This is a genomic window from Arenibacter sp. F20364 (assembly GCF_023015905.1).
GTDB lineage: Bacteria > Bacteroidota > Bacteroidia > Flavobacteriales > Flavobacteriaceae > Arenibacter.
In genome coordinates this window covers 241,142-252,744 of the sequence record NZ_JALKBD010000001.1, presented here as the reverse complement: position 1 = coordinate 252,744, position 11,603 = coordinate 241,142, and the positions used below count along the sequence as shown (strand labels likewise).

Annotated in this window: 7 protein-coding genes; 2 read left to right on the top strand and 5 right to left on the bottom strand. The window is 40.4% G+C overall.

The window, feature by feature from the left end; all coding sequences use genetic code 11:
* Positions 1-605: 605 nt before the first annotated feature.
* From MWU84_RS01055 to MWU84_RS01035, 5 genes are all read right to left on the bottom strand, one after another.
* Positions 606-2,135 (bottom strand): bifunctional GNAT family N-acetyltransferase/carbon-nitrogen hydrolase family protein, encoded by a 1,530-nt coding sequence (locus MWU84_RS01055; protein ID WP_246897213.1) that lies wholly within the window; start codon positions 2,133-2,135, stop codon positions 606-608.
* Between the two features lie 43 nt (positions 2,136-2,178).
* A complete protein-coding gene (gene rluF / locus MWU84_RS01050) occupies positions 2,179-2,913 on the bottom strand; it encodes a 23S rRNA pseudouridine(2604) synthase RluF (RefSeq protein ID WP_246897208.1) in 735 nt (244 codons plus the stop codon).
* Between the two features lie 142 nt (positions 2,914-3,055).
* Entirely contained in the window at positions 3,056-5,155 is a 2,100-nt protein-coding gene (locus tag MWU84_RS01045) for a family 20 glycosylhydrolase (RefSeq protein ID WP_246897119.1), read from the bottom strand.
* Positions 5,156-5,329: 174 nt separating this feature from the next.
* Positions 5,330-5,782 (bottom strand): DUF1569 domain-containing protein, encoded by a 453-nt coding sequence (locus tag MWU84_RS01040; protein ID WP_246897117.1) that lies wholly within the window; start codon positions 5,780-5,782, stop codon positions 5,330-5,332.
* A 107-nt stretch (positions 5,783-5,889) separates the two neighbouring features.
* Positions 5,890-8,346: a M14 family zinc carboxypeptidase gene (locus tag MWU84_RS01035; RefSeq protein WP_246897111.1), complete on the bottom strand. Its 2,457-nt coding sequence runs from the start codon at positions 8,344-8,346 to the stop codon at positions 5,890-5,892.
* Between the two features lie 200 nt (positions 8,347-8,546).
* Between MWU84_RS01035 and bshC the strand changes: the two genes are divergently transcribed.
* Both bshC and MWU84_RS01025 read left to right on the top strand, forming a co-directional pair.
* Positions 8,547-10,148 carry a bacillithiol biosynthesis cysteine-adding enzyme BshC gene (bshC, locus tag MWU84_RS01030; RefSeq protein WP_246897109.1) on the top strand — a complete coding sequence of 534 codons (1,602 nt, stop codon included), beginning with the start codon at positions 8,547-8,549 and terminating at the stop codon, positions 10,146-10,148.
* Between the two features lie 80 nt (positions 10,149-10,228).
* Positions 10,229-11,599, top strand: coding sequence for a pyridoxal-dependent decarboxylase (locus MWU84_RS01025; protein WP_246897424.1), 1,371 nt, complete (start codon positions 10,229-10,231; stop codon positions 11,597-11,599).
* Positions 11,600-11,603: the final 4 nt, after the last annotated feature.

Here is an 11,603-nt window from a genome sequence, read left to right as displayed (position 1 = left end):
TAAATTTTATTGTTTCAATCGCTCTGATGTATTTGCAATAAATTTAAATAGTAGTCGGTGAAGGTTGGCAAAGGTATATTCAGGTTAAGCATCTATTGCTTATATCAATGAACGATTGTCTTCCTAATTTAGTGATTTTTAATGAAATACCCTATTAAAATTTTGTTTAAATTTTCGGATGCCTTTGAAGGTGGCCCCCCTCTTGCCGAGCCTGATTTTCTGGGCAATAAATTAAGGTACCTTGTATTTTAGCCAATATATTCCGAAAACAGCAATGGGAGTTGTTCACAGCAGAACTTGTGTTGCTACTCTTGTAAAGCAGGAAAACAATTAAGTTGGTCAACACATTTTTAAGAGCCCTTCTAAGGTGATTCACCAAATATAGGTTTGGGTAGGTAGCCATTACATTTGTGCTGTATGCGGAAAATAGTATATGGTAAGGCGCAAAAAGTTTACTCACCAAGTAAGGTTTGAATGCTCCGACCCTTGCCTGCCCCTTCCATTCAGGCGGGCTTAGAAATGTTAGTAGTAGTTTTCTTCCGATGCCTCAAGGGCCTGTCTTTGACGGCCAGACAGGCTTGCTCTGAGCTAATTGACTTTATCGTTTAGTTCTTTCTCCGAACCTCAAAAATATCGGTTCTTCGGTCTTTTAAGTTTCTAACACTACCAAATTGGTTAAGTTCCCTTAATAAGTCTATATCCAGGTCTACGATCAGTATCATTTCTGTATTTGGAGTGGCTTCGGCCTTTATCCCATTGGCTGGAAAGGCAAAATCACAGGGTGTAAATACCATGGATTGGGCATATTGAATGTCCATATTATGTACTTTTGGCAAGTTGCCCACGCTTCCGGCAATGGCCACATAACATTCGTTTTCAATGGCTCTGGCCTGGGCACAATTTCTGACCCGGGAAAACCCATTTTGGGTATCCGTTAGGTAGGGAACGAATAGAATATCCATTCCTTCATCTGCCAATAGTCTACTTAATTCCGGAAATTCGGAATCATAGCAGATCAGTACACCTATTTTTCCGCAATCTGTGTCAAATACCTTTAGTTCGTTGCCTCCCTGCAATCCCCAAACCCTTTCCTCATCTGGAGTTACGTGGAGTTTTTCATAGCGCTCCCTGGTACCATCGCGTTTACAGAGATAGCCTACATTGTACAATTTTTCATCCACTACTTCCGGCATACTCCCTGTAATAATATTGATGTTATAGGAAATTGCCAACTCGGAAAATCGCTGAACAATGGTTGTGGTGTGCTTGGCCAATTCCCTGATGGCCGCAGATTCCGATAAATGATTGTGTTCGGCCATTAAAGGGGCATTAAAGAATTCGGGAAATAGGGCAAAGTCCGACCGATACCCTGAAACGGCATCTACAAAATACTCTGCTTGTTGAAGAACATCATCCAGATTTTTGTAGGGCCTCATTTGCCATTGGATGAGTCCAACCCTTACAACCTTTTTTACAACGCTAGCCTCTATATTCTTCTTCTCATAGTAAATGTTGTCCCATTTCAAAAGTACAGCGTAATCGTTGGAAGCAGAATCACCTTCCAAATAGTTTTTTAGAATTTTACTGGGATGGAAGTCGTTGGAAATTTGGAAATTAAGTACAGGGTCGTTTATTTCCTTGCGTTTTACCTTTTCAATATATTCCTTGGGAGATAAGGTGTCTTTGTATTTATGATAGTTGGGGATTCTACCTCCAAAAGCAACCCCCTTTAAATTTAAGCGCTCGCATAGGTCTTTTCTGTAATCATATAATCTACGACCCAACCGCATACCCCTATATTCAGGTTTTATAAAGACATCTATCCCATATAGTACATCGCCTTCCGGAGAATGGGTGTTAAAAGTGTAATTTCCCGTTATTTGTTGGTAGGTGTGTTTATTTTCAAATTTATCATAATCCAGAATAATGGACAGTGCGCAGCCTGCAATATGGCCATTCACTTTTATGACTACCTGTCCCTCTGGAAATTTGGATATTAAATTATCTATTTGATGTTCCCGCCAGTAAGATTCCGGCATAGTGGTGTAGGATTCTATCATGGCCGTTTTAAGCTCTTGATAGTCATCCACGCTTAAATACAATAACTCAATATTTTCTATTTCTTCCATCTTCATGGCTATACGGTTAAAATTAAATTAGAGGGGCAGTTTATTGTTTTTACTTGTGATGGGTCTTTGAGGAATCGGAGATCATTTCATTGATTTCACTTAATTCCTTTTCGGATAAATAGCGCCATTTGCCTACGGGAACGTCCAATTGAATATTCATGATCCTAATACGTTTTAAGGCGGTTACATTGTAGCCTAGATACTCGCACATCCGCCTTATCTGACGGTTCAGCCCCTGTGTTAGAATAATTCGAAATTGGAACTTGCTTATTTCCTCAATTTCGCATTTACGGGTTACCCTATCCAAGATGGGGACCCCATTGGCCATTTTCTCCAGGAAAACCTTTGTTATAGGTCTATCTACGGTAACAATATATTCTTTCTGGTGCTTATTTCTGGCCCGTAAAATCTTATTTACTATATCTCCGTCATTGGTCAATAGAATTAATCCTTCACTGGGTTTGTCCAATCTTCCGATAGGGAATATTCTGCTTGGGTAATTTATAAAGTCGATAATATTGTCCTTTTCCACCCTGGTATCGGTAGTGCAAACAATGCCAATGGGTTTGTTGAAAGCAATATATACAGGCTTTTCTTGAGGTTCGGAAATAAGTTTGCCATCAACACGTACTTCATCATCCGTGGTAATTTTGGTGCCCATTTCGGGAACTTTTCCATTAATGGTTACCCTTCCTTGATCAATAAGTTTGTCCGCCGCGCGACGCGAACAATAACCCATTTCACTCAAAAACTTATTTATTCGGGTGGCTGCCTTCTCTTCCATATGCTCTCCTTAAGCCCGATTTTCGAATCGGATTTAGGGGCGAAATATACTTAATTAAACGCTTATTTTTGTTAACATTGGTACAAGATATTTCACCAGGTATTTTTCGCCCTAATTCAACAATAGTAATTTCCGTGAAGAATTATTTCTTTAAGGGATCAGCATTTTCCATGTAGATCTCCTTTTTCATTGCATTGTTCAATTTCTTAAAGAACATTATTTCGGCATAGAATTGCCAATCGAAATTTATGGACTGATTGGCCAAGTGCACATGATGGTCCTGATCCAGAATATAATTATCCGGTTTGTTTAAAATTCGTGTTTTGCCGTAAACCATTTCCAATTCCTTTCTAAGGCTGCCGAATTCCGACTCCAATTCCTTAAGTTTTGAAGCAGTAGCTATGATGTCCTCTCTACTTTCCGCCTTGTCATAGTCTCTAAGTGCCAGTAACATTTTTGGGCTAAACTGGGCCAATTTGTTCACTTGCTCATAGACTTGTAGGTTATGGTCGTTTCTCAAGGCAAGGGAACGGGCATTTTCTATTATTTTGGCAATACTGTCGGTCGCGGCCAAGTTAAGGGAGGCTTCTTTTAATCTTTCTTCATGGGCCAAACTCCATGCTCCATTGTTTTCTTTGTTGGGCAAGTCGATTACGGCCTCTTCCAGAGGATCTTCCATCTTATGAAGAAAATTGCGTTGATTCTTTTTAAGCAGGGCATTTTTCCAAAAGGCGACGGGGGTTTCTAGTTCTGTGATAAAGGCGTTGCCTTCATCCGCCATGGTGTACCCGTATTCCCGCTGTCTAAATGACGACTTTATTTCATCCTTACCCCGTTTGTCCCCGATCCAGGAATATTCGGCAAAGGCTAGAATACCTCTCATATACAATTCAAAATGCGGAGAATCATCATCCCACAAAGTCAATAGCAACCCATTAAGACCACTGTTTATGGAACTTACTGCAAAAGATCGGATATTCTCCATATTGCTTTCCTCCTGCGGCATTAGGACCCATCTGGTTTGGCCTGCCGTTGCTCCCATTACCTCCATTCCATGGTCCGTAAACCATTGCATGGCCTTTATATTTCCTAAAGCTTGGGGTGAACTGTAGTTCCATCGCATATAAATACAATTCTTTGGGAAAATGTCCAAAAACTCCAATAGCTTGTGCTCATTATCTTTCCAAACCTGATCTACTTCTTCCTGTGTCATATCCTTTTTAAACATGGGGTCGTACACATCGGCCTGTTTTAGAGGCATATCATCCCAGAAAATAGGGGTCCTTCCGTGCTCTTCTGCAAATTTAGCCACTTTGTCCAACCACATCAATTGTAACTTTAGGGGAGACTCCTTGCTACCTCTTCCAGTAGTGTGTACTTCGTCCCCGCCAACATGCAGGTATTTTCCGTAAGGAAAAGCTTCCATGGCGTCCAAATAAAGATCAAATTGCACTTCGTAAGTCTTGGGATCTAGTGGATTAAAGGCCCAATCGCTTTCGGGGTTATCCCTGAGTTCCATGTATTCAGGATGCTTTAAAATAAATGAGGCATGCCCCAATCCCTGTACCAAGGGACTGATTTCTATATGCCGTTCCTTGGCGTAATCACTGATCTTTTTCCATTCCTCAATACTCAATGCATCTGCAGAGGCTACTACAGGCTGGCGTTTAAATTTTAATTTGTCCTCAACTTCGAGAATAATACCGTTGATCTTATAACTGGCAAACTTGTCCAATAATTCATAATAGTATTCTGTCTTTTCCAAATGGTGTTTTACATCCAATTGAACGGAGCGGTAGGCTAAAAGGGGGTAATCCTTTAATTGGCATAACGGAAGGTTTACCTTTTGGTCTTTGGCGTCCACCGTTAATTGTTCCAAGGTTTTGAACGCATAGAACAAACCGGCTTCGTCCTTTCCTTTTATATGGATCTGTTGGTCCAAAATGTTCAAGGTGTAACCTTCCGCTGCTATATCCATGTTGGAATCTATTTCATACGTTAAAGTTGCCTTTCCTTGATGTTCATCCAGTACTAAAATATCCGGGTCAATTATGGGCAATGCTTCATTGTTTTTGGCCTCCACCTTGAAGCCTTGATCAAAGGATATTGAACTAACTCCGGTAATTTCAAATTCTTGGTGTTGAGGTAGTAATGCAAAGTCCCCCAATTTTTTCTCTTTTGGTGTGCAAGAGAAAATTAAAATGGAGATGGCCAATAGATAGATGCCTTTAATTTTTTTCATATGTTTAATAGTTGGAATTTATTTTTTTGGATTTAATTTGAACGAGTATTTGAGGTGTTGATTAATTGGTAAAAATATTGAATATTATTCAATTAAGGAATCCTTTTTAAGGATTGTAACTAGCACTCTGGAGATAAATTACTTAGGGTTTTTGAAGTTCTCGCTAATCCAATTCTATACCCCAAATTGCTCCAAATGATGGTTGAGATGTTTGTAGAACAAATTGTTCCATTCCGTTTTGGTCAAGGGGCCAAAAGAATGGGATTCCTTATTGTGAAAATAAGCTTCCCCAAGTTCCTGGGTTTTTATTAGATAATCTACCAATCGTTTTTTTTCCTTATCAAGGTCCCTTTCATCGGTGATTAAAAATGCAGGAGCAGTTCTGCTGTTTTTCTTGTAAGGTTTTTCATTGACGACCGGTTGTTTTACAAAAAGTTTAAGCATTAGTTTCATTAGTCCCTTTGGTTTGGGATGCTTTTCCGTATAGACCATTTCATAGGAAACATTACAGTGGGCCATCATTTGGGCAACATTCATTTTGCCCCATAATCCGGTACTTTTAGAGGTTAGTTTATTGATTCTGCCAATTAGTTCGTCTACTACCTTTTTATCAAAAATGTTTTTCATGTTCTAGAGTTATATGTTGTATGTTTTTTTGTTCTCGCTTAAAGGGTTTCTTTGTTTAACAGGTATATGGAGTATAATTCCCATAGTTTTAATAGGTGCAATTTGAGTTATTCTACCATAAACAGGGCATTGACGAAGAACAGCTTTCCATTTTCCCAAAACCCCCGGAACAATGGGTTGTCTACCATGTAAACAACCTGGCCCTTGCCCACTTCCTCTACGCCGAAAACCATTGTATTGGCAATTTTTTTCTTTGCTTCGCTTCCAGCGAAACCTGAAATGGGAGTTGTGTCATTTTCCAAATAGGCAACGGTTCCAGTCTCTAAATTTTCAAAGGCATCGTCACTTAATTTAAGGCTAAAATATTGGTCGCCGTAGCCGTAAGCTAAAGGGTGTGTTGGGTCTACATTGGTTCTAAAGATGGCTCCTGTTATTGCATTCTTGATTTCTTCCCGCTCCGCTTCCTCATAGGGAAGTAGAGTTTCCGTGCTATCTTTGTTAATTATTTTTTCCTTAATACCAAAACCATGTTCCCCGTTTATTCCTTTTATGGCCCCTTCCATAGCGATTAATTTTCCGCCATTTTCAACAAATTCCTTCAGCTCCCGTAGTTTACTTTCATTGAAGAATTTAGAGTACCATCCGTTGGGTAGAATAAGGACATCGTATTCTGATAGATCCACTTGGTCGTAATATTCAGTGTCCAAAATGCTTATCGGATAATGTAGCTGTTGCTCAAAAAAGTGCCATATTTCACCAAATTGAAGGGTGCTGGTAGGTTCTCCGGACAACATCGCAATTTTGGAATCCTTGATCATAGGGACATAACTGGAGCCAAAATCGTTTCCTTTTTCTACAAATCCGGTATTGGCAGGGGTTATTGAAGTTTTATGGTTCATGGCTACCCTACTTATAGTGCCAACAAAGTCTTTATGGTTTTTGTTGTCGCCCTTGGTGATGATCAGACTGCCTCGATCAAATTTCTTACCGTCCACGCGAAATGGATTTTTGGCATACCGGACCCTAATATTTTCTTTCATTAATTCTGCCAGAAAACGGGCATCCTTCATGCTGGACCAATCACTAATAAAGGCATAAGTGTCCTTGGGGTATTTGGTTTCCATGACGGGTTGGGCAATCCCAATGGCAGGTGGGTCGAAATCTACCAAGGTCTGGGATGCAACTGTTTCCAATCCGTAAGCAAAGGGAAGGGACCAGGCCGTGATATCATAGGTAAGCGAATCACTAAGTTTGGTACTGGGCTCTAGTAGGACTTGGGCCAAGGTGCCTTTGGCTTGATTGGTAGATACTACCAAGCTTTTTGGGGAGGTTCTAAGGGTGCTTATTTTTCCCGAGTTATACAAAAGGCCTTTAACCAAACCTTCCTTGGCCCAACCGTATTTGATCTCATGCGATGTAAGAAGTTCGGCTAAAGCCTCAATTTTATCTGGATCGCCATTCATTACATAACTCTGATATTTGAAATTCTTTTCCGTGTAGAATTTCTTGAATTCCTTATTTAGTTTTTCTATGTTTTTGGAGGCCACTTCTATGGTAGACAGGCCTGTGGTAAGATGATGTGCAATTCGATCGTGCAGGGTAAGGGTGTCCCCTATAAAGGTTTTTACGCCCAGTCCGGCACGCCCACTTCCACCTTGCTCGTATGTCATTCCAATACCACCGTTATAGGTGGGGTAGGTATCTCCATAGCTGGGGTATAAAAGATCAAAAACTTCTTTGGTAAAATAAAACCAGCCGTTGGCATCAAAGTACTTGGCGTGGTTCTTTCCTATGGTAATTTGGAAATCGAGTTGAAAATCGGTAACCACCTCATGAAAGGGTTCTGCTGCCGGGGCAAAATAATAAGGGGTATTTACTCCCTGTTCATGGAAATCAACATGTACATGGGGCAACCATTGATTGAAAACTTTTATGCGTTGCCGGCTTTCCAACTGCGTAAGCCATGCCCAATCCCGGTTTAGATCGAACATATAATGGTTGGAGCGCCCATTTAGCCATCCTTCATGGTGCTCCTTACTATTGGGGTCTATATTGTTCGGAGAATTCTTAAATTGATTGTACCAATTGACATATCTATCCCGACCATCTGGATTAATACATGGATCCATGATTACCAGGGTATTTGTCAAGTAATTGGACTTGCTCGTCAAAAGTTCAAAAATGGTCTGCATGGAGGCCTCCGTACTTACACTTTCATTACCATGAACATTATAACTTAACCATACTATGGCTTTGGTAGGCGATCCCTCGCCCGTAGTATTCTTTAAGTGCTCTGATCTAATAGACTCCAAGGCGGCAATGTTTTCAGATGTGGAAACATAGGCCATGATCAGGGGCCTACGTTCATTGGTTTTTCCATATTCTACCAACTTAACCCGGTCCGAAGCATTTTCAGCAAGATATTTATAGTATTCCACCACTTCATGGTGACGCGTAAATTCCGATCCCAATTCGTATCCTAAAAATTCTGAGGGGGATAGTAAAGTTTGGGAAAAGCCCAAGGTAGTTGCAAGAAGAAAAAAGGTTAGTAGTAGTTTTTTCATTTAAATCCGTTAATTTGCCAAGAATCAAATCTAAGGATTATTAGCGATATTAGGTACCTTCTATCCACACTTGCTATTAGGATTTGGGTACGGTACCCTTCAAATAGCTATTAAAAGAGGGAATATTAAACTTCTTAACGTATTTTTAGGAACTGAAAAAAGGGATAATTTTATCTTTACGGGCTATTACCAATATTTCTATGGAAGTCGAAGGCATACCCTTTAAAAAAACTGGTTATTTTTCAAATTTAATATGTGACTATCTGGAGGGGAAGGAAACGCTGTCCCCCTTTTACGATAGGCTACCTCATATCGGTCAATTTGCCGAGCAGATTAAGGTCAAGCAAAATTTTCCCGAGACACATCGGGAAGTGCTGTATTCGGTTCTTAAAAATCAATATGGGGATGTTGATATTTCTGAAGATACCAAAGTAAATATATCGCTACTTAAGGAGGCCTCAACTTATACAGTTGTAACAGGGCATCAATTGAATTTATTTACAGGTCCATTATATTTTTTATACAAGATTATTTCCACCATTAATCTGACTAAGGAACTGAAGCTGACCAATCCGGAAAATAATTTTGTTCCTATTTATTGGATGGCGACCGAAGATCATGATTTTGATGAAATAAACTACTTCAATTTTAGGGGTAAAAAATTACAGTGGAATAAGAATGTTTCCGGTGCCGTGGGGCCACTGGAAACGGATGGGCTGGAAGCTATTCTAGAGGCTTTTTCCAATGAAATGGGTAATAGTATCAATGCTACCAAACTTAAGGAATGGTTTGCCAAGGCGTATTTGGAGCATGATAACCTTACCGATGCTACCCGTTTTTTGGCCAATGAACTTTTTGGCGAACACGGTCTGGTTATTTTGGATGCCAATGATACAGAATTGAAGCGCCTATTGGTGCCCTTTGTAAAGCGCGATTTGTTGGAAAACGCTTCTTATAATAAGGTCAGTGAAACTATAGATGAACTACAGCTACTACCGGAGAATTATGGTATACAGGTTAACCCCAGGGAAATCAATTATTTTTATTTGTTGGATGGTGTCCGGGAGAGAATTGTGGAGAAGGATGGTAAATTTTATATAAATGATACCAAAATTAAATTTAGCCAAGAAGAAATTCTGACGGAATTGGACAATTATCCAGAACGTTTTTCGCCCAATGTGATCACAAGACCATTGTATCAGGAAGTAATTTTGCCCAACCTGTGCTATATAGGCGGCGGTGGGGAGCTTGCTTATTGGATGGAGCTGAGAGCCATGTTTGAGGAAATGAAGGTACCCTTTCCTATATTATTGCTTCGTAATTCGGCTTTGGTCATTACGGAAAAGCAGAAGGAGAAATTAGATCGAATGAATATTTCCATGACGGATATATTTTTGGATCAAAGTAGTTTTATCAATAAAAAGATTAGGGAAATTTCCAATATAGATATTGATTTTGCCCCTCAGAAGAAACATTTACAAGAGCAGTTTAAAGGACTGTACGACCTGGCGGCCCAAACGGACGCTTCTTTTTTAGGAGCCGTAAAAGCTCAGGAGGTAAAGCAATTAAAGGGCTTGGATAATTTGGAAAAAAGATTGCTAAAGGCGCAAAAAAGAAAGTTACAGGACCATGTATTGCGTATGACCGAAATTCAGAATCAACTTTTTCCCAATAAATCCCTTCAAGAGCGCAACCTTAATTTCTCGGAACTTTATCTAGAGTATGGAGAGCGGTTGATTCCGCATTTAATAAAAGCACTTAGACCACTTTCCGGAGATTTTTCCATTGTAAAAATAGATTGATCTACACCGTTTTTAATGCATTGTCCGACAAGTTTGTTGCCATGCAAAAAGGTTATATTTGTCAAAAACAGACTATGTCCATGCACAAAGTAGATTTTGAAATGGTGGAAATGACCTTGGATGTCATGAAGTACGCCATTGGACGAATTACCCATCCGGCCCCCGAATTGGGCAAGCCCAAAAAAGAGGTTGAGTTAAAGACCTTGGTGGGCGAAACTATAACTCCCGGCGGAATTGGTGGGGAAAAGGCTTTTCAATTATTCAAAGAGGTACTTATAAAGGCTACCGTGCCTATAGATCATCCGAGACATTTAGCGTTTGTACCGGCCTCACCTACGCGGGCGGCGGTAATGTTTGATCTGGTAACTTCGGCATCCAGTATTCACGGAGCCTATTGGATGGAGGGAGCCGGTGGAATATTTTGTGAGAATGAGGCTATGAAATGGTTGGTGTCCCTAACTGGTTTGCCAAAGGGTTCCTTTGGAGTATTTACTTGCGGAGGAACGGCTGCCAATTTATCGGCCATGGTAACCGCTAGGGAAAGTTGGCGCAAAAACCCAATGAATACGAATAGAAAAGGATTGATCATAACATCTTCTGGGGCCCACTCATCGGTAAAATCAATGGCCAAGGTTATTGATTGTGATGTGCTATTGGTGGAAACCGAGGAACAAATGACCGCTGAAGCCCTTGCCCAAAAAATTGAATCCCTTGATACCCAACAAAGGGATAGGTTATTTGCTGTTGTAGCAACTGGTGGTACAACGAATGCAGGTATAATTGATGATTTGTTAGGGATTGCCAATATTTGTGCGATGGAAAATCTTTGGTTCCATGTGGATGCTGCCTATGGTGGTGGTGCACTAGCCTCCAAAACGGCCAGGCCGTTGTTTCAAGGTATAGAGAAAGCAGATAGTATTACCATTGATCCTCATAAATGGCTTTTCTCGCCCTATGATTGTGGGGCTATTATTTATAAGCATCCGGAATTGGCCAAGGAGGCACATTCACAGGAAGGTTCCTATTTGGAAATATTTAAGGATGAAGGCGCCCATGGTTTTAATCCTTCGGACTATCAAATTCAGTTAACACGTAGGGTAAGGGGATTGCCGCTTTGGTTCTCACTTGCCATGCACGGTACGGATAAGTATTCCTGGGCAGTGGACCAGGGTATTGAATTGGCTAATTTGGCAGCGGAACATATACGGAAGCATCCCTTGGTAGAATTGGTCCGGGAGCCCAGTCTTTCATGTGTATTGTTTAGAAGAAAAGGATGGTCGCCTCAGGATTATACCCAATGGACCTATAAAAATCACCGGGAAGGCTTTGCTTTGGTAACGCCTACCAAGTACAAACAAAAGGGTGTTTACGAAACCGTGGCGCGATTTTGTTTTATAAACCCCGATACAACGGAGAAAGATATATCCATGATATTGGATTCTATGGCCTAAAAGG

Excerpts from the sequence above, each read along its gene's own strand:
- rluF (WP_246897208.1), bottom strand. The coding sequence starts at position 2,913 with ATGGAAGAGAAGGCAGCCACCCGAATAAATAAGTTTTTGAGTGAAATG.
- MWU84_RS01035 (WP_246897111.1), bottom strand. The coding sequence starts at position 8,346 with ATGAAAAAACTACTACTAACCTTTTTTCTTCTTGCAACTACCTTGGGC.
- bshC (WP_246897109.1), top strand. The coding sequence starts at position 8,547 with ATGGAAGTCGAAGGCATACCCTTTAAAAAAACTGGTTATTTTTCAAAT.
- MWU84_RS01045 (WP_246897119.1), bottom strand. The coding sequence starts at position 5,155 with ATGAAAAAAATTAAAGGCATCTATCTATTGGCCATCTCCATTTTAATT.
- MWU84_RS01055 (WP_246897213.1), bottom strand. The coding sequence starts at position 2,135 with ATGAAGATGGAAGAAATAGAAAATATTGAGTTATTGTATTTAAGCGTG.
- MWU84_RS01025 (WP_246897424.1), top strand. The coding sequence starts at position 10,229 with ATGCACAAAGTAGATTTTGAAATGGTGGAAATGACCTTGGATGTCATG.
- MWU84_RS01040 (WP_246897117.1), bottom strand. The coding sequence starts at position 5,782 with ATGAAAAACATTTTTGATAAAAAGGTAGTAGACGAACTAATTGGCAGA.